We start from the raw sequence: 1692 nt of genomic DNA on the forward strand, positions 1-1692 counted from the left end.
GGAGGTCGTAATTTTTTTACGGAGAGTTTGATCCTGGCTCAGGACGAACGCTGGCGGCGTGCTTAACACATGCAAGTCGAACGATGAAGCCCAGCTTGCTGGGTGGATTAGTGGCGAACGGGTGAGTAACACGTGAGTAACCTGCCCTTGACTCTGGGATAAGCGCTGGAAACGGCGTCTAATACCGGATACGACCTGCCCCGGCATCGGGTGCGGGTGGAAAGTTTTTCGGTCAAGGATGGACTCGCGGCCTATCAGCTAGTTGGTGAGGTAATGGCTCACCAAGGCGACGACGGGTAGCCGGCCTGAGAGGGTGACCGGCCACACTGGGACTGAGACACGGCCCAGACTCCTACGGGAGGCAGCAGTGGGGAATATTGCACAATGGGCGAAAGCCTGATGCAGCAACGCCGCGTGGGGGATGACGGCCTTCGGGTTGTAAACCTCTTTTAGTAGGGAAGAAGGGCTTCGGCTTGACGGTACCTGCAGAAAAAGCACCGGCTAACTACGTGCCAGCAGCCGCGGTAATACGTAGGGTGCAAGCGTTGTCCGGAATTATTGGGCGTAAAGAGCTCGTAGGCGGTTTGTCGCGTCTGCTGTGAAAACCCGAGGCTCAACCTCGGGCCTGCAGTGGGTACGGGCAGACTAGAGTGCGGTAGGGGAGAATGGAATTCCTGGTGTAGCGGTGGAATGCGCAGATATCAGGAGGAACACCGATGGCGAAGGCAGTTCTCTGGGCCGTTACTGACGCTGAGGAGCGAAAGCGTGGGGAGCGAACAGGATTAGATACCCTGGTAGTCCACGCCGTAAACGTTGGGAACTAGATGTGGGGACCTTTCCACGGTCTCCGTGTCGCAGCTAACGCATTAAGTTCCCCGCCTGGGGAGTACGGCCGCAAGGCTAAAACTCAAAGGAATTGACGGGGGCCCGCACAAGCGGCGGAGCATGCGGATTAATTCGATGCAACGCGAAGAACCTTACCAAGGCTTGACATATACCGGAAACTTCCAGAAATGGTTGCCCCGCAAGGTCGGTATACAGGTGGTGCATGGTTGTCGTCAGCTCGTGTCGTGAGATGTTGGGTTAAGTCCCGCAACGAGCGCAACCCTCGTTCTATGTTGCCAGCACGTCATGGTGGGAACTCATAGGAGACTGCCGGGGTCAACTCGGAGGAAGGTGGGGATGACGTCAAATCATCATGCCCCTTATGTCTTGGGCTTCACGCATGCTACAATGGCCGGTACAAAGGGCTGCGATACCGTAAGGTGGAGCGAATCCCAAAAAGCCGGTCTCAGTTCGGATTGAGGTCTGCAACTCGACCTCATGAAGTCGGAGTCGCTAGTAATCGCAGATCAGCAACGCTGCGGTGAATACGTTCCCGGGCCTTGTACACACCGCCCGTCAAGTCATGAAAGTCGGTAACACCCGAAGCCAGTGGCCTAACCGCAAGGAGGGAGCTGTCGAAGGTGGGATCGGTGATTAGGACTAAGTCGTAACAAGGTAGCCGTACCGGAAGGTGCGGCTGGATCACCTCCTTTCTAAGGAGCATCTGGACACCGCAGGGTGTTCCAGGCGCCAGATCAAAGCGAATGTCTTTGCTGGTAGCTCATGGGTGGAACATTGAACTAGGTGCTCGGTGAGATCGTCTCGCGTCAGTACAGCCTTCGGGTTGGGAACGCGTCGGGGCGGTGG

The 1692-nt window shown here is 56.6% G+C and carries 1 rRNA gene; it reads left to right on the forward strand.

Annotated elements, in window-relative coordinates:
* Positions 1–15: 15 nt before the first annotated feature.
* A 16S ribosomal RNA gene (locus C5B92_RS16695) occupies positions 16–1538 on the forward strand.
* The last annotated feature ends 154 nt before the right edge of the window (positions 1539–1692 follow it).

The sequence above is a fragment of the Rathayibacter sp. AY1A4 genome (assembly GCF_002930955.1).
Taxonomy (GTDB): domain Bacteria; phylum Actinomycetota; class Actinomycetes; order Actinomycetales; family Microbacteriaceae; genus Rathayibacter.